The 26,626-nt window shown below is 71.7% G+C and carries 24 protein-coding genes; 9 read left to right on the top strand and 15 right to left on the bottom strand.

What is annotated here, in order from left to right:
- The first annotated feature begins 22 nt into the window (after positions 1-22).
- A complete protein-coding gene (locus ACZ4UV_RS32020) occupies positions 23-2,545 on the top strand; it encodes a right-handed parallel beta-helix repeat-containing protein (protein ID WP_451016194.1) in 2,523 nt (840 codons plus the stop codon).
- A gap of 57 nt (positions 2,546-2,602) precedes the next feature.
- Positions 2,603-3,175: a MarR family winged helix-turn-helix transcriptional regulator gene (locus ACZ4UV_RS32015; RefSeq protein WP_451016195.1), complete on the top strand. Its 573-nt coding sequence runs from the start codon at positions 2,603-2,605 to the stop codon at positions 3,173-3,175.
- 23 nt (positions 3,176-3,198) lie between these two features.
- Here ACZ4UV_RS32015 and ACZ4UV_RS32010 read toward each other — a convergent pair whose 3' ends face one another.
- The 10 genes from ACZ4UV_RS32010 to ACZ4UV_RS31965 form a co-directional block, all read right to left on the bottom strand.
- Complete coding sequence (locus tag ACZ4UV_RS32010; protein ID WP_467842552.1) at positions 3,199-3,912, bottom strand: gamma-glutamyl-gamma-aminobutyrate hydrolase family protein; 714 nt, start codon at positions 3,910-3,912, stop codon at positions 3,199-3,201.
- Positions 3,909-5,399 (bottom strand): aldehyde dehydrogenase, encoded by a 1,491-nt coding sequence (locus ACZ4UV_RS32005; RefSeq protein ID WP_451016197.1) that lies wholly within the window; start codon positions 5,397-5,399, stop codon positions 3,909-3,911. The genes ACZ4UV_RS32010 and ACZ4UV_RS32005 overlap by 4 nt, the downstream gene beginning before the upstream one ends.
- Positions 5,400-5,461: 62 nt before the next feature.
- A complete protein-coding gene (locus ACZ4UV_RS32000) occupies positions 5,462-6,907 on the bottom strand; it encodes an APC family permease (RefSeq protein ID WP_451016198.1) in 1,446 nt (481 codons plus the stop codon).
- A 186-nt stretch (positions 6,908-7,093) separates the two neighbouring features.
- Complete coding sequence (locus ACZ4UV_RS31995) at positions 7,094-7,732, bottom strand: TetR/AcrR family transcriptional regulator (RefSeq protein WP_451016199.1); 639 nt, start codon at positions 7,730-7,732, stop codon at positions 7,094-7,096.
- A gap of 43 nt (positions 7,733-7,775) precedes the next feature.
- A complete protein-coding gene (locus ACZ4UV_RS31990; RefSeq protein ID WP_467842548.1) occupies positions 7,776-8,621 on the bottom strand; it encodes a fumarylacetoacetate hydrolase family protein in 846 nt (281 codons plus the stop codon).
- Positions 8,528-9,571 (bottom strand): 3,4-dihydroxyphenylacetate 2,3-dioxygenase, encoded by a 1,044-nt coding sequence (locus ACZ4UV_RS31985; RefSeq protein WP_390035529.1) that lies wholly within the window; start codon positions 9,569-9,571, stop codon positions 8,528-8,530. Before ACZ4UV_RS31985 ends, ACZ4UV_RS31990 begins: the two co-directional genes overlap by 94 nt.
- A complete protein-coding gene (locus ACZ4UV_RS31980) occupies positions 9,564-11,024 on the bottom strand; it encodes an aldehyde dehydrogenase (RefSeq protein WP_467842545.1) in 1,461 nt (486 codons plus the stop codon). The genes ACZ4UV_RS31985 and ACZ4UV_RS31980 overlap by 8 nt, the downstream gene beginning before the upstream one ends.
- Positions 11,025-11,150: 126 nt before the next feature.
- Positions 11,151-11,963 carry an acetoacetate decarboxylase family protein gene (locus ACZ4UV_RS31975; protein ID WP_451016202.1) on the bottom strand — a complete coding sequence of 271 codons (813 nt, stop codon included), beginning with the start codon at positions 11,961-11,963 and terminating at the stop codon, positions 11,151-11,153.
- 10 nt (positions 11,964-11,973) lie between these two features.
- Positions 11,974-13,167, bottom strand: coding sequence for an NAD(P)/FAD-dependent oxidoreductase (locus ACZ4UV_RS31970; protein ID WP_467842542.1), 1,194 nt, complete (start codon positions 13,165-13,167; stop codon positions 11,974-11,976).
- A 2-nt stretch (positions 13,168-13,169) separates the two neighbouring features.
- On the bottom strand, positions 13,170-13,358 hold the full coding sequence (locus tag ACZ4UV_RS31965; RefSeq protein ID WP_390035537.1) for a ferredoxin: 189 nt from the start codon (positions 13,356-13,358) through the stop codon (positions 13,170-13,172).
- A 364-nt stretch (positions 13,359-13,722) separates the two neighbouring features.
- On the opposite strand from ACZ4UV_RS31965, the gene ACZ4UV_RS31960 reads away from it, so the two are divergent.
- Both ACZ4UV_RS31960 and ACZ4UV_RS31955 read left to right on the top strand, forming a co-directional pair.
- Positions 13,723-15,081, top strand: coding sequence for a glutamine synthetase family protein (locus tag ACZ4UV_RS31960; protein WP_467842538.1), 1,359 nt, complete (start codon positions 13,723-13,725; stop codon positions 15,079-15,081).
- A gap of 10 nt (positions 15,082-15,091) precedes the next feature.
- A complete protein-coding gene (locus tag ACZ4UV_RS31955) occupies positions 15,092-16,366 on the top strand; it encodes a cytochrome P450 (protein WP_451016206.1) in 1,275 nt (424 codons plus the stop codon).
- A 9-nt stretch (positions 16,367-16,375) separates the two neighbouring features.
- On the opposite strand, the gene ACZ4UV_RS31950 is transcribed toward ACZ4UV_RS31955, so the two are convergent.
- Positions 16,376-16,930: a cysteine hydrolase family protein gene (locus ACZ4UV_RS31950; RefSeq protein WP_451016207.1), complete on the bottom strand. Its 555-nt coding sequence runs from the start codon at positions 16,928-16,930 to the stop codon at positions 16,376-16,378.
- Positions 16,931-17,090: 160 nt separating this feature from the next.
- Between ACZ4UV_RS31950 and ACZ4UV_RS31945 the strand changes: the two genes are divergently transcribed.
- Positions 17,091-17,705: a TetR/AcrR family transcriptional regulator gene (locus ACZ4UV_RS31945; RefSeq protein WP_451016208.1), complete on the top strand. Its 615-nt coding sequence runs from the start codon at positions 17,091-17,093 to the stop codon at positions 17,703-17,705.
- Between the two features lie 132 nt (positions 17,706-17,837).
- On the opposite strand, the gene ACZ4UV_RS31940 is transcribed toward ACZ4UV_RS31945, so the two are convergent.
- Positions 17,838-18,728 carry an NADP-dependent oxidoreductase gene (locus ACZ4UV_RS31940; RefSeq protein ID WP_451016209.1) on the bottom strand — a complete coding sequence of 297 codons (891 nt, stop codon included), beginning with the start codon at positions 18,726-18,728 and terminating at the stop codon, positions 17,838-17,840.
- Between the two features lie 125 nt (positions 18,729-18,853).
- Between ACZ4UV_RS31940 and ACZ4UV_RS31935 the strand changes: the two genes are divergently transcribed.
- Complete coding sequence (locus ACZ4UV_RS31935; protein ID WP_451016210.1) at positions 18,854-19,258, top strand: winged helix-turn-helix transcriptional regulator; 405 nt, start codon at positions 18,854-18,856, stop codon at positions 19,256-19,258.
- A gap of 17 nt (positions 19,259-19,275) precedes the next feature.
- Here the strand turns inward: ACZ4UV_RS31935 and ACZ4UV_RS31930 are convergent, their stop codons facing one another.
- Positions 19,276-19,629: a hypothetical protein gene (locus tag ACZ4UV_RS31930; RefSeq protein WP_467842532.1), complete on the bottom strand. Its 354-nt coding sequence runs from the start codon at positions 19,627-19,629 to the stop codon at positions 19,276-19,278.
- Between the two features lie 457 nt (positions 19,630-20,086).
- Between ACZ4UV_RS31930 and ACZ4UV_RS31925 the strand changes: the two genes are divergently transcribed.
- Together ACZ4UV_RS31925 and ACZ4UV_RS31920 are read left to right on the top strand one after the other, a co-directional pair.
- Complete coding sequence (locus ACZ4UV_RS31925) at positions 20,087-22,357, top strand: M4 family metallopeptidase (protein WP_451016212.1); 2,271 nt, start codon at positions 20,087-20,089, stop codon at positions 22,355-22,357.
- Positions 22,358-22,568: 211 nt separating this feature from the next.
- Entirely contained in the window at positions 22,569-23,768 is a 1,200-nt protein-coding gene (locus ACZ4UV_RS31920; RefSeq protein ID WP_467842529.1) for a glycoside hydrolase family 3 N-terminal domain-containing protein, read from the top strand.
- On the opposite strand, the gene ACZ4UV_RS31915 is transcribed toward ACZ4UV_RS31920, so the two are convergent.
- Together ACZ4UV_RS31915 and ACZ4UV_RS31910 are read right to left on the bottom strand one after the other, a co-directional pair.
- Positions 23,755-24,648, bottom strand: a complete 894-nt coding sequence (locus ACZ4UV_RS31915) for a DUF2236 domain-containing protein (RefSeq protein ID WP_451016214.1) — start codon at positions 24,646-24,648, stop codon at positions 23,755-23,757. The two genes, ACZ4UV_RS31920 and ACZ4UV_RS31915, sit on opposite strands and share 14 nt — an antisense overlap.
- 174 nt (positions 24,649-24,822) lie before the next feature.
- Positions 24,823-25,614: a COG4705 family protein gene (locus tag ACZ4UV_RS31910; protein WP_390035558.1), complete on the bottom strand. Its 792-nt coding sequence runs from the start codon at positions 25,612-25,614 to the stop codon at positions 24,823-24,825.
- 299 nt (positions 25,615-25,913) lie between these two features.
- On the opposite strand from ACZ4UV_RS31910, the gene ACZ4UV_RS31905 reads away from it, so the two are divergent.
- Positions 25,914-26,582 carry a DedA family protein gene (locus ACZ4UV_RS31905; RefSeq protein ID WP_390035560.1) on the top strand — a complete coding sequence of 223 codons (669 nt, stop codon included), beginning with the start codon at positions 25,914-25,916 and terminating at the stop codon, positions 26,580-26,582.
- Positions 26,583-26,626 lie beyond the last annotated feature (44 nt).

Genomic DNA, 26,626 nt, shown 5'->3' with positions numbered 1-26,626 from the left:
CACCGAGGACTGAGGAACGTAGATGACCACCCGTCACACCGTGGCGCCCAAGGGGCAGGGCGGCCGGGGCGCGTACCGGACCATCGGCGAGGCGATACGCGCGGCCTCACCCGGCGACCTGGTGGTGATCGCCCCGGGCACCTGGACGGAGAACCTGGTCCTGGACCGCGCGGTGGTGCTCACGGCGGAGCACGGCCGGGGCAGCGTGGTGATCGCGGCGCCGCCCGGTGAGGCGCCCGCGGTGACCGTGGACGGGCCGGACTGCGCCCTGCACAACATCACGGTGTGGGGTTCGGACGCGGGCCTGCCCGCCGTGAGCGTGTCGCCGGGCGCCGGGCTGGTCCTGGAGGAGTGCTCGGTGGAAGGCGGCCGGGTCCAGGTGAAGGGCCCGGACGACGAGGAGGGCGGTACGACGGCCGTCGTCCTGCGCCGCTGCCGTCTGGAGGGGGCCAGGCTGGCCGGTCTGCACCTGGCGGGCGGTGTCCGGGGCCGCCTGGAGGACACCGCGGTGACCGGCGTCGACGGCACGGGGGTGGTGCTGTCCGGCACCGCGAGCCTGGACGCCGTACGGCTGCGGCTCGAACGCACCACCGGGTCCGGGGTGCGGCTGCGCGGCCGGTCCCGGCTGCGGCTGACCGACTCGGTGCTGGCGGGCAGTGGCCGGGCGGGGCTGCTCCTGGAGGACTCGACCGAGGCCACGGCCGGGGAGTCGCGGATCGAGACGCCCGGGGCGGCGGGGGTGCATCTGACCGGTTCGGCGCGGGCCGAGCTGACCGACTGCCGGATCCGGGGCGCCGCCGCCAGCGGGCTGGTCGTGCAGGAGACCGCGCGGCTGAGCGCCTCGGGGTGTTCCGTGGCCGACGCGGGGGCCAACGGGCTCCTGGTCACGGGTTCGGGCGAGGCGGAGCTGGCCGACTGCCGGATCGACCGGAGTACCTTCAGCGCGGTCCACCTGGCCGGCACGGCCGTCGGGCGGCTCGCCGACTGCCGGGTGCGGGGCGGCTCCGAGCACGGGGTGCACGCCACGGGCGAGGCCCGGATCGAGCTGACCGACTGCGGGATATCCGACGTCGCCATGACCGGCGTCAGCGTCCTGGAGCGGGCGGTGGCCACGCTCACCGGCTGCCGGGTCACCGGGTCCGCCGCCGGGATCGGCATCGGCTCCCCCGCCGGCAGCACGGTCGCGGACACCACGGTGACCGGGACGAAGGAGATCGGCGTGCAGGTCGCCAAGGGCGCCGCCGTCTCCCTCGCCGGGATCCGGATCAGCGGCGCGGGAGCCGCCGGTCTGGTGGTCGACGAGGGCGCCGAGGCGACGGTGACGGGCGGCCGGGTCGAGGACTGCGCGGGCTCCGGCGCCGTCGTGTGGACCGGCGCCAGGCCGGAGGTGACCGGGCTGCACATCGACCGGCCGGGCAAGAACGGGGTGTTCCTGGCCGAGGGCGCGGGCGGCACGTTCACCTCGCTCGACGTCACCCGGGCGGGCTTCCCGGCCCTGCACGTCGCCAAGGGCGCCGACCCGGTCTTCCGGCACTGCCGGATCCGGGACTGCGCGGAGGCGCTGGGCACCGACGAGGGCGCCGAGCCGGTCCTGGAGGACTGCACGGCCGACGGCACCCCGCTGACCTTCGGCACCCCGGCCGCGGCCCCGGCGAACGGCAGACCCGGTGCCACCCCCTCCTCCGCTTCCGCCACCAAAGCCGCCGACGACTCCGAGGAGCCGGAGGAGGAGAACCTGGAGGACCTGCTCGGCGAACTCCACGAGCTGGTGGGCCTGGACCGCGTGAAACAGGACGTCGGCTCCCTGGTCAAGCTCATGCGGACGGTCCGCCGCCGCGAGGAGGCCGGGCTGCCGGCCCCGCCGCTCAGCCGCCACCTGGTGTTCGCCGGCAACCCCGGCACCGGAAAGACCACGGTCGCCCGCCTCTACGGCCGCCTCCTCAAAGCCCTCGGCCTGCTCCGCCGGGGTCATCTCGTCGAGGTCGACCGGACCGCGCTCGTCGGCGAGTACGTCGGCCACACCGGTCCGAAGACCACCGCCGCCTTCAACCGGGCGCTCGGCGGTGTGCTCTTCATCGACGAGGCCTACTCCCTGGCCCCGGCCTTCGCCGGCAACGACTTCGGCACCGAGGCCGTCGCGACCCTGGTGAAGCTGATGGAGGACCACCGCGACGACGTGGTGGTCATCGCCGCCGGCTACCCCGGCGACATGCACCGCTTCATCGGCTCCAACCCCGGTCTGGCCTCCCGTTTCGGCCGCACCCTCCTCTTCGAGGACTACGAGCCGGGCGAGCTGGTGTCGATCGTCGAGTTCCAGGCGGGGCAGCACCGCTACGAGCTGACTCCCACGGCCCGTACCGAACTGTTCTCCCTCTTCCAGGCGATGCCCCGGGGCGAGGGGTTCGGCAACGGCCGCTCGGCCCGCCAGATCTTCCAGGAGATGACCGAACGCCAGGCCCAGCGCGTCGCCGAGCTCACCGCCCCGACGGCGGAGCAGCTGATCAGCCTGGAGGCCCACGACCTGCCCCACCCTGCCGCCCACTGACGGCACGCTTCGTTCCGTACAATTTGAGGCCGAACGAAAGTCGAGAAGGAGTCACCCGTGCCCGGTCACCGGTCCATCACCGAAGCGGAGAAGCTCGCCTCGGCGAAACTCGGCGGAATCCCGGTCCGCCGGGACCAGATGGCGGCCGTGGCGAACATCCACCGGGCCGCCTCCGCCGTGCGCCAGCACCTGGAGAACTCCGTGCTGCGCGGCTCGGACCTCACCTGGACCGCGTTCGTGGTGCTGTGGGTCGTCTGGGTGTGGGGCGAGTCGGAGACCCGGCACGTGGCGGAGGAGGCCGGCATCTCCAAGGGCACCCTCACCGGCGTGGCCCGCACCCTGGAGTCGCGTGGCCTGCTCGGCCGTTCCGGGCATCCGGACGACGGCCGCCTGGTGCTGCTCAGCCTGACCGAGAAGGGCGAGGAGCTGATGCAGCGGGTGTTCCCGGAGTTCAACGCGGAGGAGGCCTTCGTGACCTCCGGGCTCAGCGACGCCGAGTGCCGGACCCTCGCGGAACTGCTGCGGAGGGTCGTGCTCCAGGTCGAGGACCACGGCGAGGAGCGGCGGCGGGAGCTGCTCGGCGGCGCCGAGCCCGCGCCGCGCCGCAGCGGACGGCGCCCCAAGGCCTGATCAGGGCGCCTGATCAGGCACCTTCACTCCGCCGTCGCCCGCACGAACGCGTCGAACAGGCGCTGCTGGACGGGGTCTTCGTGAGCGGTGTCCTCGGGATGCCACTGCACGGCGGTGAACCAGCCCCGGGGATCGGCCAGTTCGAGGCCCTCGACGGTGCCGTCCACCGCGGTCGCGGTGACGGTGAGGCCGGTGCCGAGGCGGTCCACGCGCTGGTGGTGGTAGCAGGAGGCGTCCGACTTCTCCTCCCCCAGCGCCTGCTCGACCCGCGAGCCGGGACGGACGGTGACGGGGTGGCGCAGGTGCCGGTGGGTGCGGTCCGGGCCGCCCATGTCCTGCTCCAGCGTGCCGCCCAGCGCCACGTTCACGGCCTGCAGCCCCCGGCAGATCGCCAGCAGCGGCAGGCCCGACTCCAGCGCGTGCCGGGCGACTTGAAGATCGAAGGCGTCCTGGAGGTCGTCGACGTCGTACACGGTGTCGTGGGTCTGCGTCGCCCCGTAGCGGTTCGGGGCGAGGTCGCCGCCGCCGGGAAGCAGCACGCCGTCGAAGCGGGCGAGCCGGCCGGGCACGTCGGTGTCGGCGGGGTGGATGCTCACGGGTTCGCCGCCGGCCCGCCAGACGGCCTCGATCAGGGCCCGGGCGTTGACCTCGGCGGCGAAGCGCAGGGCCGAGGTGGTGGCGGAGAACCGGGCGGGTAGGGCGATCAGCGGGCGGAGCTGTCGGTGCGGGCGGGTCACAGCTGGATCCAGGTCGTCTTGAGTTCGGTGTACTTGTCGATCGCGTGCGCGGACTTGTCCCGCCCGTTGCCGGACTGCTTCATCCCGCCGAAGGGCACGGTCAGGTCGCCCTCCTCGTAGCAGTTCACCCAGACCGTGCCGGCCTTCAGGGCGCGGGAGACCCGGTGCGCGGTGGAGAGGCCGGAGGTCCACAGGCCGGCCGCGAGCCCGTACTCGGTGGCGTTGGCGAGCCGGACCGCCTCGTCCAGGTCGTCGAAGGCGAGGACGGACAGGACGGGCCCGAAGATCTCCTCACGGGCCAGCCGCATCCCGGGGTCGACGCGGTCGAAGACGGTGGGCCGCAGGTAGCTGCCGCCGCTCTCCACCAGGGTGCGTTCGCCGCCGGTGCGCAGCCGGGCACCCTGCTCGCACCCGGTGGCGACATGCCCCCGCACGCGCTCCAGATGTGCCTCCCCGACCAGCGCGCCCATCTCGGTCGCCGGGTCGAGCGGGTCGCCCGTCCTCAGTTCCTCGGCGCGGCGTACGACGGCGTCCGTCACCCGCTCGGCGATCGAGGAGTGGACCAGGAGCCGGGAGGGCGCGGTGCACATCTCGCCCTGGTTGAAGAAGATGCCCCAGGCGGCGGTGGCGGCGGCCCGGTCCAGGTCGGGGGCGTCCGGGAGGATGATGTTGGGCGACTTGCCGCCCAGCTCCAGCCAGACCCGCTTGAGGTTGGAGTCGGCGGAGTAGCGCAGGAAGTGGCGGCCGACGGCCGTGGAGCCGGTGAAGGCCAGGACGTCGACGCCTGGGTGGAGACCGATGGCCCGCCCGGTGGTCGGGCCGTCGCCGGTGACGACGTTGAGGACGCCCGGCGGGAGTCCGGCCTCGGTGCCGATGCGGCCGAGGAGGAGGGCGGAGAGCGGGGAGGATTCGGACGGCTTCAGGACGACCGTGCAGCCGGCCGCGAGCGCCGGGGCCACCTTCCAACTCGCCAGGGTGAGAGGGAAGTTCCAGGGGACCACGGCGCCGACGACCCCGGTCGGCTCGCGGGTGACCAGGGCGAGGGCGTCCGAGGCGGTGCGCGGGGACTCGTCGGTCAGCTTGTCGGCCAGCTGCCCGTACCAGCGGAAGGTGGTGATCGCGGCGCGCAGTTCGATGGCGTACGCCTCGGTGATCGGCTTGCCCATCTCCAGGGTGATGGTGAGGGCGAGCTCCTGGCGCCGCTCTTCGAGGAGTTCGGCCAGCCGCAGCAGGATCCGGCCGCGCTCGGCGGGCGCCATCCGGGGCCAGGGCCCGGAGTCGAAGGCGCGGCGGGCGGCGGCCACGGCGTGGTCGACCTCGGCCTGGCCGGCGTCGGCGACCCGGGTGAGGAGCTGTCCGTCCCGGGGCGAGACGACGGCGAAGGCCGCTCCTCCCCCGGGCTCGTCGGTGCCGTCGATGTGGTGGTGTGCGGGCAGGTCGAGGGCCTTGGCCCGGTCGAGCAGTTCGTCGGGGGTGAGGTCCAGCATGGTGTTCCCAATCGGGGGGGGGTGGGGGCCCGGCCGTGCGGGGCCGGGCCCGGCGGGGTGCGTCAGCGGCCGTGGACGAGGCGTGCGGTGCCCGCCCCGAGGAGCAGGACGGCGGGGACGGCCAGGACGAGCCAGACGGCCGTGGTGGTGGCGCCGCCGATGAGGGTCGTGAAGTTGGCCAGGATCACCCAGATCATGGCGGCGATGCCGAGGGCGCCGAGCGCCGGCGCGATCCGCGTGTTCCAGGGCCGGGTGTCGAGGCGCTCGCGGCGGAAGAAGACGATCACCGAGACCGAGGTCAGGAAGTACAGCAGCATGCAGGCCAGGACCCCGACCCCGCTGAACCAGGAGAAGAGGGTGAGCACCGGGTCCTTGCCGGCGAGGGCGAAGGGCATCACCAGGAGCACCGCGATCGCCGTCTGCACCAGGCCCGCGGCCCACGGCGAGTGCCGGTGGTTGAGGGTGCGCAGGCGACCCGGCAGCAGGCCCTCGCGGCTGAGGGAGAACAGGTATCGGTTGGCGGCGTTGTGGAAGGCGAGGATGCCGGCGAAGAGGGAGGTGGCCAGCAGGATCGGCAGCACGTCGCCGACCCAGCCGCCGAACCGGTCGGCGATCGGCGCGAAGACGAAGACGGTGGAGTCGCCGCCCGCCAGCGCCTTGCCCGCGGCCGCGGTGACCTTCGAGGGGCCGTACGAGGAGACCAGCATCCACGACACGAAGGCGAAGAAGCCGGTGACCACGGCGACCGAGAGGTAGGTGGCCCGGGGGACGGTCCTGCGGGGTTCGCGGGCCTCCTCGCCGTAGATGGCGGTGGCCTCGAAGCCGAACATCGAGGCGACGGCGAACATCAGGGCCACGCCCGGAGCGCCCTGGAGCACCGCGTGCGGCGAGAACGTACCGCCGAAGTCGAGCCCTTCGGGTCCGCCGCCCGTGAAGAAGGTCACCAGGGCGAAGGCGAGCAGGATGCTGAACTCGGCCAGCACGAACACGGCGAGGACCTTGGCGCCCAGCTCGATCCCGGCGGCGCCCAGCACCTGGACCACGGCCATGGTCACCAGGGCCCAGACCCACCAGGCGATGTGCGCGCCGGAGTAGTGCTCGACGAGCCCGCTGACGGTGGCCCCGTACAGGCCGTACATCGCGGCCTGGACCGTGCAGTAGGCGAACAGCGCCACGGCGGCGCTGCCGCTGCCGGTCGTCCGGCCCAGCCCCTTGCCGATGTACGTGTAGAAGGCGCCGGCGTTGACGACGTGCCGGCCCATGGCCACGAAGCCCACCGAGAACAGCAGGATCACCGCTCCGGAGACGGCGTAGGCGGCCGGGGCGCCGGCTCCGTTGCCGACCGCGACCGCGATCGGTACGGCGCCCGCGATGCCGGTGAGCGGCGCCTGGGCGGACAGGACGAAGAAGAGGATGCCCAGGACACCCAGGGCGTTTCGTTTGAGGGCGGCCGCGGGCTGGTCGCCCGCTCCGGACTGTGGAGAGGCGTCGACCGTCTGACTGTCCACTCGGATCACCTGCTGAGGGGAAGGGAGAGTTTTCGTTTTGAGCCAAACGAGTTGCCTCATGGTGGGCCGGAACTATCCATCTGACAAGGGGGTCGGAAGGGGAATTTACGCCAGGGAAACCACCGTGCCCAGGGCATGGCGAACCCCCCGGCGCGACCGCGACGGGGGGTTCCGGGCCGGGTACGCTCAGTCGCGCTTCTCGGGCGGCCGCTCACCCAGCGTGCGCAGGAGGGAACGCAGCTCGGCCAGGGCCGCCTCGGTGTCCGCACGGTCGCCGATGCCGGTGAGCTGGTGCAGCACCAGGCCGTCCAGCGCGGCGAAGACCAGCCGGTTGAAGGCGGGGCTCGCGTCACCGGGCAGGATGCGGGCCAGTTCACGCTGGGAAGCGCCGAAGTACTCGTCGTACAGGGCGCGGACCTGCGGGAGCAGCTCGGGCCGACGGCGGGCCTCCAGGAGCAGCTCGTACTGGTACGCCTGGCCGTCCGCGTCGTCCTCGACCATGTCCGTCAGACCGGCCACGAAGTCCTCGGGCTTCCCGGTGCCGGGCTCCAGCAGGCTGCTGCTGAGGCTGAGGCGCACGGCGTAGGCGAGGGACTCCTCGATCAGCGCGTCCCGGGAGCCGAAGTGGTGGACGACCAGGCCGTGGGTGACCCCGGCCTCCTCCGCCACGGCACGGTAGGTGAGGTGCCGCAGCCCCCGCGCGCCGACGACCCGGACGGCGGCCTTGAGCAGCGCCTCGCGCCCCTCGCCGTAGCCGAGCCGCCTGCGCGACCGGTCCTCCGGCCGGTCGTCGGGCTGGTGCGGGGTGTCGGCGGATCCGGTCATGGTCGCGACCCTACCCGCCGGTCCCCGGCGACCCCCATGGCGTCTACCTGCGGGGCGCGCGGATGCCACGGAACTCCCAGTCCCCGCCGAGCGCGGTGGACAGCACTTCCTCGGACTCGGTGGGCTGCGCGCCGACGTCGGTGCGGATGGGGGTGGGGCCGGTGACGACGTGGTTGGTGAGCCGCCCGAGCCCCTCCACCTCGACCTCGACGACATCGCCGGGCTGCACGGGCCGCGAGTTGGCCGGGGTGCCGGAGAGCAGCACGTCGCCCGGGTACAGGGTGATCGTGCGGGCGATGTCGGCGACGAGATAGTGCATGTCCCACTTCATCTCGTCGGTGGACCCGTCCTGGACGACCTCGCCGTTGACGTACGTGCGCAGCCGTTTGCCGTGGAAGTCCCAGTCGGTGACCAGGCCTGGACCCAACGGGCAGAGCGTGTCCGCCCCCTTCACCCGCAGCATGGACCCGGCGTCGGTGTCCCGGAAGTCGTGCAGCCCGTAGTCGTTGGCGATGGTGTACCCGGCGATGTACTCGCCTGCCTCGGCCGGCGAGACGTTCCGCGCGGTCTTCCCGATCACGATGGCGACCTCGCCCTCGTAGTTGAGCCACTTGCAGCCCTCGGGCCGGACGATCGCGCCCTTGTGGGAGTTGAGGGCGGAGGTCGGCTTGTGGAAGTAGGTCGGCGTGTCGGGCAGTTCGATCCGGAACTCGTCGACGCGGCTGCGGTGGTTGAGATGAACGGCGATCACCTTGGACGGCACGACCGGCGGCAGGTGCCGGGCGTCCTCGGTCTTCACTCGACGCCCGTCCCCGGCGACGAGTTCGTCCCCGTCGACGGTGACCTGGACGGCGGCACCGTCGAGGAGGATGCGGCGGTATTCGGGCATGGGCGGGCCTCCTGGGCTCGGCGGTGCGGGTGGTGGGGTGCGGTGGCCGTCATGGGCTCACCCGTGCCGGTCCAGCCGTCGGCGGGCCGGTCGAACCAGAGGTGGACCTGTCCGGTGCCGACGGAGTTCTCGTACTCGCCGTACTGCCGGGCCTTGGCCACACAGGCCTGTTCGCCGAGGGCGCCGGCCATCATCAGGTAGTGGAAGAACTTCGCCTCGGGCCTGAACTTCCAGAACGCGTCCATGGTGTCGAGGACCTTGTCGTGCCGGCCCTCCTTGAACCACGCGATGCGTTCGTGGTCCGCCTCGCGAGCCTCGGGCGTACGGATGTGCACCGGGTCACTGGCCTCGTGGTCACGCAGTTCACGCAGCGGCCAGAAGGTGTGCGAGAGGGCGCCGGAGGCGATGAGCAGCACCCGCCGCCCCGGCGTGGCGGCGATCCCGTCGGCGAGCGCCCGCCCGAGCCGCAGATGGTCCTCCATGTCCCCGGTCTGGCACACCCCGATGGTCACCCACCGTTTGTCGGGCAGGCCCTCGCCCAGGTACTTCCAGAGGTTGATGGTGGCGTAGTAGATCGGCAGGTACTCGTCCTCGATCGCGGTGATCCAGGTGCCGTGCTTGTCCGCGAACTTCTCCAGGTTGCGGGCGAGTTCGGGATCACCGGGGAAGTCGTACGGCATCCGGCACATCCCGCGCGGCAGTTCCTCGGAGGTGAACAGTCCCGCCCTGCGCTGCTGGGCCGTGACCACGAACTCGACGGTGGTCGCCCAGTGTGAATCGAGTACGACGACGGTGTCGTAGTCGTCCCGCTCGAAGACCTCCCGGCGCAGCTCGCGCAGACCGGTGACAAGGGTGATCTCCTTGCCCTCGTTCAGCTCCAGCCGGTCGGCCTCCGGCAGCACGATGGTGGGGACGTGGGCGAGGAGCCCCGCCCCGACGATCTCACCCATGGTCCTTCCAGCCCTTCGGTGCGGTGACGGTGTTCTTCAGGTCGCAGTAGAAGTCGAAGCTCCAGGTGCCGCCCTCGCGCCCGACCCCGGAGAGCCGGGAGCCGCCGAAGGGTGCCTGGAGGTCGCGGACGAAGAAGCAGTTGACCCAGACCGTGCCCGCGACGAGCTGTGCGGTGACCCTCTCGGCACACTCGGGGTCGCCGGTGGCGAGGGTGGCGGCCAGCCCGAACCGGGTGTCGTTGGCCAGCCGGACGGCCTCCTCCTCGTCGGCGAAGGTCTGCAGGGTCAGGACCGGCCCGAAGACCTCCTCCTGTACGACCTCGCTGTCCTGTGCGACATCGGTGAGGAGCGTCGGCGCATAGAACTGCCCGTCCTGGCGGTGCCCGCCGATCACCGCACGCGCCCCTGCGCCGATCGCCCGCCGCACGAACCCGTCGATCTTCTCCAGCTGGCGGGGATGGATGTTGGGCCCGATGCCGGTGGCCTCGTCGCGCGGATCGCCCTGCCGCAGCGCGGTGGCCTTCGCCACGAACCGCCGGGTGAACTCCTCGACGACCGGCTCCTCCACCAGCAGCCGAGTACCCGCCAGGCAGACCTGCCCGGCGTTGTCGTACTGCTCCAACGCAAGGTCGACCGCCAGGTCGAGATCGGCGTCTGCGAAGACCAACAGGGGTGATTTTCCACCGAGTTCGAGGCTCAGTGGGGTCAGGTTGGCGGCGGCGGAGGCGGCGATGCGCCTGGCTGTCGGCACGGATCCGGTGAAGCTGATCCGGCGCACGTCCGGATGGGACGTGAGCGCATCGCCGATCTCGGCGCCGTACCCCTGCACGACGTTGAGCACACCGGCCGGCAGCCCGGCCTCGGCCGCGATGTCGGCGAGAAGGGAGGCGGTGAGCGGGGACCACTCGGCCGGCTTGAGGACGACGGTGTTCCCGGCGGCGAGGGCCGGGGCGACCTTCCAGGTGGCCAGCATGAGCGGGGCGTTCCACGGGGTGATCAGCACGCAGGGCCCGGCGGGGTCCCAGCTGACGTGGTTGGTGTGCCCGCGGGTCTCGAAGTCGTCGTGCTCCAGCGTCAGCAGCCAGTCCGCGAAGAACCGGAAGTTGTGGGCGACGCGGGGCATGACGCCACGGCGGTGCGAGCGCAGGAGCGCGCCGTTGTCCGTGGTCTCGACGATCGCAAGCTCTTCGATCCGCTTCTCGACCCCGTCAGCGATGGCGTGGAGGACACGGGCGCGCTCGGCACGGGTGGTGGCCGCCCAGGAGGGAAAGGCCTCGCGGGCGGCGGCGACGGCGGCCTCCGCCTCGGCGGGACCGCCGCGAGCGATCTCACCGATCGGCTGCCCGTCGATGGGCGAGCTGTCGGTGAACGTCCCAGCGGAGGCGACGCGTTGACCGCCGATCCAGTGCCGGGTGTCGACGGAAACACCGGCGACGACGATTTTGTCGATCATGACATGGGCTCCTTTTCGAAAGAGGGGAACTGCCCCCACCCAGGGGCGCTGGGGGCGCCCCCGGCCGAAGGCTGGGGGGAGGAACTGCGCGACCAGCCACAACGCACCCACAGCGACCCACCGGCCTCACCCGACGGTGGCTCCCGACGTTCCGGACTCAAGAAGCCGCCCCCCGTCCCAGACCACCCCGACCTGCCGGAAATACGCGGCGATCGGCTCACGCACCTCCAGCCGGGCCAGCTCCTCCGTAGGCGCCTCGAACAGTTCCAACTCCGCATCGCCCACCCACGGCTGTCCCCCCTCGAACTCCGCCGCCCCCGACTCGATCAGCTCGTCCAGGGCCAGCCCCTTCCCCTTCTCGATCGACGGCAGCCACCGGTGATGAGCCATCGGATGCCCGTTGACGAACCCGTTCGTCCCGGACGGCTCCCGCAGCGTCACCACCGCCTGCGCCAGCCGCCGGTCGGCCGCGGCCAGCGTCGCCCCGAACCGCGCCCCGGCCTCGATCCGGGGAGCCGGCCCGTAGGGGTGCGGCCGCGTCTGGTGAATCGACCCGAGCTTCTTCGGATACCCCTGGTGCAGCCCGCGGGCGATCGCGAAGTCCTTGTCGACCCAGATGTGGACGCACCGCGAGTACGTCTGCCCGCGGTACGTGCAGCGCACGACCGCGAAGGCCTCCTTGTACTGGGCGAGCACCGGATCCAGCAGTTCCTCCCCCGACGCCGAGCAGGACTGCCAGTCGGCCCAGATCAGGGCGACCGCGCCCGGATCCTCGTCGGCCAACTCCAGCGGCTCGGGCAGCAGTTCACGCACCCGCGCGGGATCCGTCCGGTACTCGACGGTCAGCAGATCACCGGAGTACCGCCACGGCGGCGAGGGAATCAGCGACGAGGCACCGCTCGCCGTCTTCGGATGGAAGTAACCACGGAGACTGGCCACTCGGGGCTCCTTAAACAGTGAGGGTGGGCTGCTTCAGCAGCTCGGCGCGGTAACGGGCGGCGGACGCGGCCACGGCCTGGCCGCCGAGCGCGACGACGCCGACGAGCCGGCCGTCGTGGTGGTAGCCGACGAGCACGTCCCCCTCCGGGTCGCCGTCGAGGACGCGGACGTCCTCCTTGCCGAGCACCGGCGCCCCGAAGGACTGGAGCCGGAAGTCGTGCTGGTCGCTCCAGAACGTGGGCAGCGGCGCGAAGGGCGCCGGCGCGACGTCGGCGACCAGCGTCTTCGCCGCGTGCTTGGCGGTGTCGGTCGGGATGGACCAGTGCTCGACCCGGCGCGGTACGCCGTCGTAGCGGGCGTTGGGGAACCGGGCCACGTCTCCGACCGCGACCACGTCGGGCCGGCCGCCGGCCCGCAGGCGGGCGTCGGTGAGAACTCCGTCGGTCAGGTCGAGCCCGTTGCCGTCGAGCCACTCGGTGTTGGCGACCGAACCGACCGACTCGACCACCACGTCGGCGGGCAGCACGGAACCGTCGCTCAACTCCACGCCGGTCACCCGCTCGTCACCCACGAACCCGGCCACTCCGGTCCCCAGCGCGAAGCGCACCCCGCGTTTCTCGTGCCGCTTCAGCAGCGCCCGACCCAGCAGCTCTCCGAGCGGCCCGGCCATCGGCAGCGGCAGCGGATCGACGACCGTCACCTCGGCGACGCCGAGCCCGACCGCGGTCGCGGCGACCTCGCAGCCGATGAACCCGGCCCCCACCACGACCACCCGGGCACCGGGCCGGGTCAGCGCCGCGCGCAGCCCCCTGGCGTCGTCCAGCGTGCGGACCGTGTGGCGTCCGGCCCGCGGTCCCGGGCAGTTCAGGCGCCGGGGCCGCATCCCGGTGGCGATGACCAGTCCGTCGTACGCCAGCTCGGTGCCGTCGTCGAGCCCCACGGTCCGCTCGTCCAGTTCCGCGGCGACCACCGTGCTCCCCAGCCGCCACTCGACGTCGGCCACGCCGGCACGCGGCCGGAAGGCGAGGGACTCGAAGGACGCCTTGCCGGCCAGGACCTCCTTGGACAGGGGCGGCCGGTTGTAGGGCATGTGCGGTTCGTCGCCGACGAGGGTGATCGCGCCGCTCCAGCCCGCCGCGCGCAGCTGCTCGGCGGCGCGCAGGCCGGCCATGGAGGCGCCGGCCACCACGATGCGCGCGCTCACGGTCAGGCCTCGATCCGGATGGCCTGGAGCGGGCAGACGTCGGCCGCTTCCTCGACGTCGTCGCGCAGGGCGTCGTCCGGGCCGGAGACGTAGGCGAGGTGGCCGGCGTCGTCCAGGGAGAAGACGTCGGGAGCCGCGAAGACGCACTGGCCGTGGTCCTGGCACTTGTTCATGTCGACGACGACCTTCATGGCCGGTCCTCCTGAGGGAGCGGAAGCGAAGGGAGAGGGAGTGGGAGCAGAAGTGGGCCCGGCCGGTCCTGCCGACCGGGCCCCGCCAACGGACTGCGGCGGACCGCGGTCCGGACTCGTTTGGCTTCAAACAAGGTAGGCAGTCGTCACCCCCTGGTCAATACCTATCCGCATGGATAAATTCTTCGGGCCGACCTCTTGCGGCAAGGTGCACCCCTGCCTACCGTTTGGCTTCAAACAGCAGGCCGGGAGGGCCGCCGACGGCATCGCACCCCGGCCACACCCCTCACCTCCCGCATCACCTGCCACCCGGTACCGGTCCCGCAGGTGCTGTCCCGACGTCCGTCCGCCCAAGGAGACAACGGTGAGCGATCACGACCATGAAGAAGTCCGCCGGCACCTGGACCGGCTCGCCGCCGACGGCATCGATGTGGTCCGGGTGACCTATCCCGACCTCATCGGCACGGACCGGGCGCGTGACGTGCTCGTGGAGGAGCTGCCCCGGGTCCTGGAGCACGGGCTGGCCTTCTGCCGGGCGGTGTACCACACCAGTCCGCAAGGGGACGTGGTCCCGGTCAGCGGCGGTCTGGACGCCGGGCTGCCGGACGTCTGCGTACGACCGGACCTCAGCACCCTGGTCGCACTGCCCTGGGAGCCGGGCGTGGCGGCCTGCCTCGCCGATGTCACCGATCCGGCCACCGGAGCGCCCGCCCCCGAGTCACCGCGCGACCTGTTGCGGTCGGTCCTGGAGCGGTGCGGGGAACACGGACTGAGCCCGGTCGTCGGTCCCGAGCTGGAGTACTTCCTGTGCGAGCCGGACCCGGGCGGCGGCTGGCGGCGCTACGGCAGCACCCCCGGCGTCGTCTACACGGCCGGACTGCGCGCCGACCCCGGCAACCATCTCCTGCGCACCCTGCGGCAGGTGCGCGACCTGCGCATCGGGGTGCTGAGCGGGAACCACGAGTTCGACGGCGGGCAGTTCGAGATCAACCTGCTGCACTCACCGGCCCTGTCCGCCGCCGACCGGGCGTTCCGCTTCAAGGCCGCCGTGAAGGAACTGGCCCGGCGCGAGGGGCGGCTCGCCACCTTCATGGCGAAGCCCTTCAACGACGCGGGCGGCTCCGGCTTCCACATGCACCTCTCCTGCACCGACGGTGCCGACGCCGAGGGCCGCAACGCCTTCGACGACCCGTCCGGCGCGTACGGCCTGTCCGCCCCCGCCCGGCACGCGATCGCCGGCCTCCTCGCCCACGCGCCCGCCCTGGCCGCGCTGCTCAACCCGACCGTCAACTCGTACAAGCGCTTCGGGCCGGACACCCTCGCCCCCTGGCTGATCGACTGGGGCCTGGACAACCGCAGCGCGATGGTCCGGGTACCGCCCGAGCGGGGCACCGGCGCCCGGCTCGAACTGCGCCTCGGCGACGCGAGCGCCAACCCGTACCTGGCGATCGCCGCGACCACGGCCGCCGCACTGCTCGGCGTCCTGGCCGGCGAGGAGCCGCCCGCCCCGCTGGAGGGCTACGGGTACGACACCACGAAGGCGGCCGTGCTCCCGATGGACCTGTCCGCCGCCCTGGACGCGCTGGAGGCGGACACCGCCCTGGCCGAGCTGCTCGGCAAGGACTTCACCACGTCGTACCTCTCCTACAAGCGCAACGAGGTGGAACGTTTCCAACGGCATGTCACCGACTGGGAGTTCACCGAGTACGCCTACCACCTGTGAAGGATCACCGATGACCACGACCACCGGCGTCGAGGCGATGCGCCTCGCCGACGTCGACCTCGCGAACCTCGACAACTTCACCGACGGGGTCACGCCCTGGCGGATGTTCCACGCCCTGCGGCACGAGGACCCGGTGCACTGGCAGCCGGAGGAGGCGCCCAACTCCGGTTTCTGGGCGGTCACCCGGCACGCCGACATCGCGCGGGTGGACCGGGACGCCGAGACGTTCACCTCCACGCGGTTCGTGAACCTGGAGGAGCTCGACGAGGACCAGATCCGCAAACGCGCCTCGATCCTGGAGCTGGACGGGGTGCGCCACCGCGCCCTGCGCAGTGTCATCCAGCGGCAGTTCGGGGCCGGGGTCATCAACAGCTACACCGACTTCCTGCGCGGGCTGACGGCGAAGACGCTGGACGCGGCGCTCGCCAAGGGGAGCTTCGACTTCGTGCAGGAGGTCTCCGCGGACTTCCCCATCAACGTCCTGGCCCGGCTCCTCGACGTGCCGCCGGAGGACAACCAGCAGCTCATCGACTGGGGCAACCGCATCATCGGCAACACCGACCCCGACTACGCGGACGTGCTGCTGCACAGCGCGGAGAGCGAGAAGTACCGCGACCTGCCGTTCCGCTCCCCCGCCTCGCTGGAAGTCTTCGAGTACGGACGGGAGCTGGCCCGGCAGCGACGCGGCGGCGCGGGGACGGACCTGGTCTCCAGGCTGGTCAACACCACCCCGCGCGACGGAGTCCCGCTCTCCGCGCAGGACTTCGACAACTACTTCCTGCTCCTGGTGGTGGCCGGCAACGAGACCACCCGGCACACCATCACCCACTCGATGCTGGCCCTCCTCCAGCACCCCGAGCAGCTGGCCCGGCTCAGGGACGACCCGTCGCTGATCCCGACGGCGGTGGAGGAGTTCCTGCGCTGGGCGTCCCCGGTCTACCACTTCCGGCGCACGGCGACCCGCGACGTCGAGCTCGGCGGCAAGAACATCAAGGAGGGCGACAAGGTCGTCATGTGGTACGCCTCGGGCAACCGGGACGAGGAGGTCTTCGGGAACCCGTACGACTTCGACGTCACCCGCACCGACAACGACCATGTCACCTTCGGCAAGGGCAGCCCGCACCTGTGCCTGGGGAACCTGCTCGCGCGCACCGAGATCCGGATCATGTTCGAGGAGCTGATCCCCCGTCTGGCCGGCATCCGCCTGGTCGGCGAGGTGCCGCGGGTGCGCTCCAACTTCGTCAACGGGATCAAGAAGCTGCCGGTCGAGGTCACCCTCGCCTGACGGCGGGCGTCAGAGTGCTGCCACCCACTCGTCGACGGTCGTGACCTCCGCCTGCATCGGGAACACCTTCTCCGTGAGCACCCGGTGCACCTCCGGGTCGGAGTCGAGGCAGCCGTCGGACAGGACGGTGAGCTCGAAGTCGAGGTCGGCGGCCTGACGCAGGGTGGACAGCACGACGCCGCTGGTGGCGATGCCGGTGAGGACGAGGTGGTCGATCCCGCCCGCCCTCAGCACCATGTCGAGGTCGCTGCCGGCGAAGGCGCTGACGCGGCGCTTGGTGACGACGGTCTCGCCGGGCGCGGGCGCCACCTCCGGATGGACCTGCGTGGCCCGGTCGTCTGCGGACGGCCTGGTGGCGGCGCCCACGAGGCCACGGAACATCTTGTTGCGGGAGCTGACCTCCGGGTATCCCGGACGGAAACCGACGACCACGTAGATCACCGGGACGCCGCCCGCGCGGGCTGCGTCGACCGCCTTGCTGAGTCGTGGGAGGTAACCGGGGGCGGGAAAGCGGTCGGCGACGACCTGCTGGACATCCATGACGAGGAGGGCTTGCTGAGGCACCGTCTCTGTTCCTTCCACGCGGCCCCGTTAGTCATCAAGCGATTACTTGGCAACGTAGACCCCGCTGCGGGACCATGTCAACGCATGATTACCTCGTGGCGGATTCGCGGAGCCCCGGTCCGCCGCAGGGTCTGGGGTGGCGTTGAGGAGAGGAGCCGCTGTGTCTTCGGACGACGTGACCGATCAGGTCGCCGACGGGACCCGTCGCCGGGACGCCGCGGCGACCCGGCAAGCCCTGCTGCTGGCCGCCCGTGCCCGGTTCACGCAGCTGGGCTACGACCGCACGACGCTGCGGGACGTCGCCGCGGACGCCGGGGTCAACCTGGCGCTCATCAAGCGGTACTTCGGCTCCAAGGAGGGCCTGTTCAAGGCGGCGCTGGCGTCGACGCCCCGGTTCCTGGGCGGGGAGGGGGAGTTCCCGCGCGACCGGGCCGCGCTGGCCGAGGCGCTGAGCCGGCAGCTGGCGGCCGGGGCGTGGGCGGAGTTCGGCGAGCACCCGGTGCTGATGCTGCTGCGGGACTCCGGGGACGAGCAGGTGGCGGTGCTGCGCCGGCGGGCCCTGGCGGAGTTCGGCCGGCAGGTGCTCGAAGCGTCGGGTGCCCCGTCGGCACCCGACACCCAGCTGCGGGCGGAGCTCCTGGTCGCCCTCGGCGTCGGGGTCGCCGTCGTACGCTCCGCCGTGGGCCTGCGCCCCCTGGCCGACGCGACGCCCGAGGACCTCCTGGGCCCCCTCCACGACATCGTGGAGGGGCTGTTCGGCCCGCGTCCGGACTGACCGGCCTTCCCGGACCGGACAAGCGCTCGCGCTCGAAGTGCCGCGCTGTGCCGTCAGCCGGCTGCTGCGCCGTCGCGGCCAGTCGAGCAGTTCCCCGCGCCCCTTTGGGGCGCCGGTTCCCCGGCACCCCCCTCAGGGAACCAGCACCAGCCGTCCGCGCACCCCGCCCGCCGCGAGGCGGGCGTGGGCCTTGGCTGCATCGTCCAGGGCGAACGTCTCGGCCACCCGGAGCGTCAGCACGCCCTCGTCCACGAGCCGCGCCAGCTCCGCCAGGCGTGTCCCGTCCGAGGTCACGGCGACGGCGGTCGTCCGCACCCCGCGTACCGGCGCCGGCTCGCCGCCGGGCCGGACACCGACGTAGCCTCCCCCGTCACGCACCCACTCCAGGGCCGGCTCACCGAGCACCGCCGCGTCCAGCACGGCGTCGAAGCCGCCGGCCTCGGCGGCGCCCGCCGCGAAGTGCGCGGCGCCCAGGGACCGTACGAGCTCCTCGTCGGCCTCGCGGGCCAGCGCGGTCACCGACATCCCCCGGTGTGCGGCGAGTTGGACGGCGAAACCGCCGACCGCGCCCGCCGCACCGGTCACCAGGAGGGACTGCCCCTCGGTCAGCTCCAGCAGGTCCAGGGCCTGTACGGCGGTCAGCCCGTTCAGCGGCAGCGTCGCCGCGTGCACGGCGTCCACCGTGGCCGGTGCCGTGGCCGCCGCGTCCGCCTCGACCACGACGTACTCGGCGTGCGAGCCGAGGGGCCGCACGATGCCGGGGGCCAGCGCCACCACCTGGTCGCCGACGCTCCAGGCGGTCGCGACGCCGGCCGCGTCCACGGTTCCGGCGACGTCCCAGCCGAGCCCGATCCGCTTGCCCGCACCGCCGAAGAAACCGGCCCGCACTCCTGCGTCCACGGGGTTCAGCGCGGCCGCCGCGACCTTGATCCGCACCTGGGTCGGGCTCGGCTCAGGCCGCTCCGTCTCCACGACCTCCACGGCCTCGGGTCCGCCGAACGTGTTCACCACTGCTGCGCGCATGACGCGTTGCTCCCTCTACGACTTTCCTGCTTCGGTCTCTCCTCAGCTGTCCGCAACCCTAGGAAGAGCTACTATCGATTGGTAAGTAGTTACCTGAAGGTGCCTAGGTCTCCCAGAGGTGAGCGATGCCGACGACGACGGCGGCCCAGCGACGCGAGCAGGCGCGCGTGGAGTACGACGCGTTCATCCGGGCCTGCCCCACCAACCAGTTGCTCGACCGGATCAGCGACAAGTGGGTCAGCCTGGTCGTCTGCGCACTGGCCCCCGGCCCCATGCGCTACAGCGAACTCGGCCGCAAGATCGCGGGCGTCAGCCCCAAGATGCTGACCCAGACCCTGCGCTCCCTGGAACGCGACGGAATCCTCGCCCGCACGGTGACCCCGTCCGTCCCCGTCCGCGTGGACTACGAACTCACCCCGCTCGGCCTCAGTCTCTCCCTGCTGCTGGCGGGCGTGAAGGAGTGGGCGGAGACCCACATCGAAGAGGTCCACGAGGCGCGCGAGCACTATGACGCGGAGGCCGAGGGCTAGGCGCCTCCCGGCACTGCTCAGAAGACGTTGTTCCGGCGGTGCTGTCTGCGCAGCTCGGCGAACCTGGTGCGGACCTCTTCCTCCGGGAGTCCCTGGTTGACCTGGATCAGCAGGTCCGCGAGGGCATCACGTGACTCCATGAACCCCTTCCACTTCTGCTGAGGCTTGTACCAGGTGTCGAACGCCGTCCCGATCGCGACCAGGAGCGGCAGGGCCGGAACCCGGTCGACGAGCCGGCTCACGGCACCACCGCCGAGGTTCTGGTCCGCTGCGACGATCGCCGACGTGACGATCAGGGTGAAGCGGGTCACGACATAGGTGATGCCGTAGCTGAACGTGCCGACGCGCAGATTGCGTCTTGCGCGGCGCATCTCCGACTCCAGGCTGATGCCCGGTTGTTGATCACTGCCCGGCTCTCCGATCCCCCTGAACGCCAAGACCCGCTCCCAAGCCGCCGTGTGCGATGGCTCGTTGCGCGACCCGTTCTCGCGCGCCGTCGCGCTCCGGGATCCGCGTCGGCCCGGCGGCCGAAAAGCGGTGTTCAGGCGTTCGAACCCACCGCTCGCAACCGCCAGTTCAAGCCGTTGTTCTGATGCGGTCATGACATTCGCGACTCCCGGATGTCAATCTGCTCTGCGAAAGTTCACCGCCTGCTCACAGGTGTCTCACGCAACTCCGTTGTCCATTCCCTGACTTCACCCCGCACGGCCGCGAGGACCTGACCCGCTTCGAGCCGTGCCACCCACCCGCGCCGCCGGACGGCCTCACCAGGCCGACCCGCTCTCCCGGGCCCCACCAGGGCCCGATCACCCCACAGAAGGAGAACGCATGCTCCGGCAGGACCGTCATCACCGTCGCACCAGACACAGCGTGGCCCTGGCGCTGACAGCCGCGAGCGCCATGCTCGTGGCCGGGATCCAGCACGGCACCGCCGTGGCCGCGTCCGGCGGCCACGTCCCCGCCAGGATCCTGGCCACCCCCGACGCCGGCGCGGCCCCCGCCCCGCTCTCGCCGGCCAGGCACAGGGCGCTGCTCAAGGCCGCCGCCACCGACGCCCCGGGCACCGCGAGGACCCTCGGCCTCGGCGCCCGCGAGAAACTGCTCGTCAAGGACGTGACCCAGGACGCCGACGGCACGACGCACACCCGTTACGAGCGCACGTACGCGGGCCTGCCCGTCCTCGGCGGCGACCTGATCGTGCACGACAGCGGCGGCCGCCTCACGGTGTCGCGCGCCACGAAGGCGGCCCTCGCGCTGCCCTCCACCCAGGCGAAGGTCTCCTCGGCCACCGCGAAGGCCCAGGCACTCACCACGGCGGCGAAGGCCGGCGCCGAACGTCCCGCGCTGGACGGCAACCCGCGTCGGGTCGTCTGGGCCGCCTCGGGCAAACCCGCCCTGGCCTGGGAGTCCGTGGTCGGCGGCTTCCAGGACGACGGCACCCCCAACGAACTCCACGTGATCACCGACGCGGACACCGGAAAGCAGCTCTTCCGGTACCAGGGCGTCGAAACCGGCACCGGCACCGGCCAGTTCAACGGGACCGTGCCCCTCAGCACCACGCTCTCCGGTACGACGTACCAGCTCGTCGACGGCGACCGCGCCGGACACCGCACCTACGACCTGAACCAGGGCACCTCCGGCACAGGCACGCTCTTCACCGACGACAACGATGTCTGGGGGGACGGCACCCCGGCCAACCGTCAGACCGCGGGCGTGGACGTCGCCTTCGGCGCGGCGGCCACCTGGGACTACTACAAGAACGTCTTCGGCCGCAACGGCATACGCAACGACGGCGTCGCCGCCTACAGCCGCGCCCACTACGGCAACAACTACGTCAACGCCTTCTGGCAGGACAGCTGCTTCTGCATGACGTACGGCGACGGTTCGGGCAACACCCACCCGCTCACCGCGCTCGACGTGGCCGCCCACGAGATGAGCCACGGCGTCACCGCGGCCACCGCGGGCCTCACCTACTCCGGCGAGTCGGGCGGTCTCAACGAGGCGACCTCCGACATCTTCGCCGCCGCCGTCGAGTTCTACGAGAACCTGCCGGCCGACGTCCCGGACTACCTGGTCGGCGAGAAGATCGACATCAACGGCGACGGCACCCCCCTGCGTTACATGGACAAGCCCTCCAAGGACGGTGCGTCCAGCGACTACTGGAGCTCCTCACTGGGCGGCCTCGACGTCCACTACTCCTCGGGGCCGGCCAACCACTTCTTCTACCTGCTCTCCGAGGGCAGCGGAGCGAAGACCGTGAACGGGGTCTCCTACGACAGCCCCACCTACGACGGCCAACCGGTGACGGGCATCGGCATCGACAACGCCCAACGCGTCTGGTACCGGGCGCTCACCACCTACATGACGTCCAGCACGGACTACGCGGGCGCCCGTACCGCCACCCTCCAGGCCGCGGCCGACCTGTTCGGCGCCTACAGCCCCTCCTACCTCGCCGTGGCCGACGCGTGGGCGGCGATCAACGTGGGCCATCGCGTCGCGCTGGGCGTCAACGTGGCGCCGGTCGCCGACCAGATCAGCGGCATCGGGCAGGCCGTGTCCCTCCAGACGGACGCGTACACCACCAACTCCGGTGCGGCCCTGACGTACACGGCGACCGGCCTGCCGGACGGCCTGACGATGAGTGACACGGGCCTGATCTCAGGCACCCCGACCACCCTCGGCACCAGCGACGTCACCATCACGGTCACCGACGCCACCGGGGCGAGCAGCACGGTGAGCTTCTCCTGGGAGGTGGCCTACGTCTACGCCAACGCCACCCGCGTCGACATCCCCGACAACAGCACGGCGGTCGAGTCCCCGGTCACCGTAACCGACCGCACCGGGAACGCCTCGGCGACCACCCAGGTCTACGTGAAGATCATCCACACCTACCGGGGTGACCTGACGGTCGACCTGGTCGGCCCGAACGGAACGGTCTACTCGCTGCTGAACCGCAGCGGCGGCTCCGCCGACAACGTCGACCAGACGTTCACCGTCGACGCCTCCGCACAGCCCCTGAGCGGCACCTGGAAGCTCCGGGTCCAGGACCACGCCGCGATCGACGTCGGCTACATCGAGCAGTGGCGGCTCATCCCCTGAGCCTCGCCTGCCCCTGTCCCCGACAGGATTCGCGGAGCCGTTGTCGCAGGCCGTCCCCGTGGCCCGCGGCAACGGCTCCGCCCGGGTGCTGTCGGCACCCGTTCGGCGTAACGTGTTGTGGGAATGAACCGGTCGCGGGCCATGCGGTCCGATGTCGTCCGTCGGCCCGTTGGTCTCCGTGACGTGCACCCGCATCAGTCAGGAGCGCATCGTGGGGACACCTGTTCGTCGACGCGCGCGTGGCGGCTCCGCCGCCCGGCGCACCTCTGTTGGACTCGTCACCGCCGCGCTCGCCGCCGGTGTGTGCACCGTGCCGGCCGCGGACGCGGCCGCCCGGCCCGCGGCCGCCGTCTCGGCCGCGAGCTGCGCCGACACGGTCTACGCGAAGATGACCCAGGCACAGCGCGTCGGCCAGCTGTTCATGGGCGGGGTCAACGCCACCCGCCCGAGCACCGCGGACCTGCAGACGCTGCGCACCTACCACGTCGGGTCCGTGATGCTCACCGGACGCAGCACCGCCGGGACCGCCGCGACGAGGAAGGTGGTCGACGCCTTCCGCCCGCAGGCCGACACGGTCGGCGGGCACCGGGTCGGGCTGCTCGTCTCCACCGACCAGGAGGGCGGCCAGGTCCAGGTGCTCAGCGGACCCGGTTTCTCGGTCATGCCCAACGCCCTGACCCAGGGCACGTGGAGCACCACCACCCTGCGCAGTCGCGCCACGACCTGGGCGGGGCAGCTCAAGGCGGCGGGCCTGGACCTCAACCTCGCCCCGGTCGCCGATGTGGTGCCCGCGAGTCTCGGCACCCGCAACGCCCCCATCGGCCACTTCTACCGCGAGTACGGCCACACCCCCGCCGTCGTGACCTCACACACCGGCGCCTTCGCCGCGGGCTTCCGCGCGGCCGGGGTGATGACCACGTTCAAGCACTTCCCCGGACTGGGCCAGGTGACCGGCAACACCGACACCACCGCGAACGTCGTGGACTCGGTGACGACCGCCTCCAGTTCGAGCCTCCAGCCGTTCCAGAGCGGAATCAAGGCAGGGGCGCCGTTCGTGATGATCTCGTCGGCGAAGTACACGAAGATCGACTCGAGGCACCTCGCCGCGTTCTCACCGACCGTCATCAACTCACTGCTGCGCACCAAGTTCGGCTTCAAGGGAGTCGTCATCTCCGACGACCTCGGCCAGGCGGTCGCGGTGCGCGCCTACACCCCGGCGCAGCGGGCGGTGCAGTTCATCGGCGCCGGGGGCGACATGGTCCTCACGGTCAAGGCGTCGACCGTCCCGGCGATGGTCCAGGGGGTGCAGGCCCAGATGGCGAAGGACGCGTCGTTCCGCACCAAGGTCGCCGCCTCCGTACACCGCATCCTCACGGCCAAGGCGACCTCGGGCCGCCTCACCTGCAGCTGAGACCGGTTGCCGTTGCCCGGGTGCGTCCGCCGCGCCGGACGCGCTCGGGCAGCGGTGTCCGGTAGTCGGGCAGCAGACGCAGGGCGCGGAACGCGGACTTCAGGAAGAGCCGTACGACGCGTTCGCGGCGGGGGCTCAGCCGGCCGATCCGGTGCAGCCGGCAGACCCGGTCGCCCGCGAGGTAGCGGGTCAGGTCCCTGCCGAACGCCCGGAAGGGTGCGGGGAACCATCGGTGGGCGAAGTGGTCCATCATGGCGGCCGCCACGATGTGGCCGGCTTCGGTCGGTTCGTACGGCCGTGCGTCGAACTTCACGGCGAACTCGCACATCGCGTCCCAGTCCTCGGGAAAGTGCTCGTCGGCCAGGGGGCCGGATTCGCGTTCCAGGAGGCGGAAGAGGGTCTGCGCCCAACGGTGCCAGGCGGTCTTCATGGGTTCACTCGTGCCGGGCAGTCCGAGCGAGGTCTGCAGGCGGTCGCCGTAGGTGGCGAGCAGGACGAGCGGGTAGACGAAGTCGTCGGTGTCGTCGAAGTTGCCGGGCAGGTGCGGGGTGGCCCGGGCGACCGCCAGGTGGATGCGGTTGAGCCGGTCGGCGGCCGCGCGCCCCGCTCCGCTGGACAGGCCGTCCACCATCCAGGCCATCAGGAAGTGGTTGGCGTCCCGGTAGCGCCGCTCGGGTCTCGCCGTCAGCTTCGCGGTGTGCGCGAGGGTCGCGGCCGTGGCGCCGGGCTGCATCATGCGCATGGTGCCCGGGTAGAGCGCCGTCGCCAGGGCGAACTCCGGGACCCTGTAACCGACATAGAGCGCAATCATCCGCTCCCAGTCGGTCTCCGGATCCATCCGCGCGAGTTCACGGTCCACCCACTTGTACCCACGGCGCAACGTCCGTTCCCCTCACGTCGAAGCCACGCGCTCCGCCGCCGCGTCCGCGCCGGGAATGTGGCGCCGCGCGGGCGGAGGCTCCCCGGAGAGCAAGACGCAGAACACGCGTTCATGGCTCCGCCCGGCGTGACGTCGGTACCCCGGCCGGTGGACCTGCCGTGCGGGCCGAGCCGCTCAGGCCGGATCGAGGCCCGAGGTGTCCCGGCGGGAGACTGCGAGGTAGCCGACGAAACAGGCGATGGCGACCGTCCAGGCGAGGGTCACCGGTGCCAGTCCCAGGCCGAGGCCGCCCCGCCCGTGGCCGACCGCCATCCAGTCGGCGAGCGAGGCGCCGAGGGGACGGGTGATGACGTAGGCCGTCCAGAAGGCGGTCACGGCGTTCAGGGCACCGCCGCGGTGGGCGATGGCGGGGAGGCAGATCGCGACGGCGAAGAGGACCACCGAGCCGAGGTAGCCGAGGCCGGCGGTGGCGGTCAGGTCGCCGGCGGCGGTGCCGAGGGCGAAGGTGGCGAGGACGGTCGCCCAGTAGAAGGTCTCACGGCGGCGGGTGCGGATGCCGTGGATGGACAGCGTCCGCTCGACCGCGTACCAGAGGGCGAAGACCGCGGCCAGCACGACGATGAAGAACGGGGTGGACAGCGTGTAGGGCACGCCGAGACCGACGTGCAGGACGTCGGCGGCCATCGTGCCGAACACGCTGACCATGACGACCGCGGTCCAGTACACCCAGGCGATGTACCGGCGGACCGCGAACTGCACGGCCAGGGAGACCGCCAGGGCGAGACCGCCGAGGCCGACGGCCGGTATCGGGCCGAGGACCCGCGCCAGCAGGTCCGACGCGGTCTCGCCCATCCCGGTGGTGAGCACCTTGATGATCCAGAAGTAGACGGTGACTTCCGGCACCTTGTTCGCCATGGTGCGGAGGGGAACGCGGGAGCGGTCGTCGAGGAGGTGCTCTGTGGTCATGGTCGGCACGATGACATGCGGGACTCCCGGTGCCACAGATGTCTTTGCCAATGCTTTGGCCCCTCTGGTGCATGAGTTTCAGGTCCGCTCACCGGACCTGAACGCAACCTGAACGACACGGCGAACTCCCTGGTCATGCCGTTTGGGTGGGTGGTACGGGGGTGCGGGCACGGGTGGGTGCCACGGCCGTGGGCCGCTCGTCGCGCACCCGCGATCGTCTAGAGTTCCCCATGGCGTCTACAAAGATGTAGTCGTTCAGGTGTTCATGTGAGACCGTCCGCCGGAAAGGGCCCCCGTTCATGACCACACCGATCCTCGCGGCGTCACAGCTGGCCGTGAACGTGCTCGACGCTCATTCGCTGCTGTCGGCCTTCGGCGTGCTGGGCGTCGGGGTGGTGATGTTCGCCGAGACGGGGCTGCTGGTCGGGTTCTTCCTGCCGGGCGACTCCCTGCTGTTCACCGCCGGCCTGCTGTGCACCGGCTCGGCGCAGGGAAGTCTGCACCTGTCCCTGGGCCCCCTGCTCGTGGCGGCGGCCGCGGGTGCGCTCGCCGGGGCACAGTTCGGATACCTGCTCGGCCGGAAGGCGGGCGGAGCCCTGCTGGCACGCAGCCGCTCCAAGCGCCTGCACGAAGGCGTGCAGCGCGCCGAGGACTTCCTCGACCGGTACGGCCACGCGAAGGCCATCGTCCTGGCGCGCTTCGTGCCGGTGGTGCGCACGGTCCTCAATCCGATGGCGGGGGCTCTGGAGGTGCCGGTACGGACGTTCACCCAGTGGCAGGTCGTCGGCGGACTCGCGTGGAGCGTCGGCCTCACCCTCGCGGGATACGCGCTGGGCTCGTCGATCCCGAACGTCGACCGGTACCTGCTGCCGCTGGTGGCGCTGATCGTGGTCGTGTCCCTGATCCCCGTTCTCTCCGAGGTGTACCGGGGGCGGCGGACCGCCGGGTCCGAGGAGGGACGCGGGTGACCGTCCCGGCCCCGGCCGCGGTACGGCCGTAGCTCCGACGGAGG

The organism is Streptomyces sp. NPDC028289, from assembly GCF_055565975.1.
This window is presented reverse-complemented; position numbering and strand designations above follow the sequence as displayed.